The following is a 505-nucleotide window of genomic DNA, read 5'->3' on the forward strand; positions in this document are numbered from 1 at the left end:
TCTCCAAACAAGAAATCCTAGAACTTTATTTAAACAAGATTTATTTAGGTAATAGAGCCTACGGTGTTCATGCAGCCGCACAAGTCTATTATGGAAAGCCTATTGATGAATTAAACCTGGCACAAATGGCGATGATCGCGGGCCTTCCTAAAGCACCGTCTCGGTACAACCCCTTAGCCAATGCCAAACGAGCTAAAATCAGAAGAAACTGGATCCTGGACAGGATGCTTGATTTGGAGATGATCGATTCAGAACAACACGCTGAAGCAAAATCCTCTCTCATTACAGCCAGCTACCATGGCGGAAGCTCGGAACTTTATGCTCCTTATGTTGCTGAAATGGCGAGAAGAGAAGTTATTAATCGCTACGGTTCTGATGCATACACTTCTGGCATGCGTGTCTTCCTAACCGTAGACAGCAAACTACAAGAAGCAGCCTCACGCGCGGTCAAAAAAGGCTTGGAAGACTACGACAAGCGTCACGGCTACCGCGGCCCAATAAAAAC

General features: G+C 45.7%; 1 protein-coding gene. It reads left to right on the forward strand.

The window, feature by feature from the left end:
• A partial coding sequence (locus tag A3763_RS07860) for a transglycosylase domain-containing protein (protein ID WP_197482838.1) occupies positions 1-505 on the forward strand: 505 nt, incomplete at both ends.

This window comes from Oleiphilus sp. HI0128 (assembly GCF_001635365.1).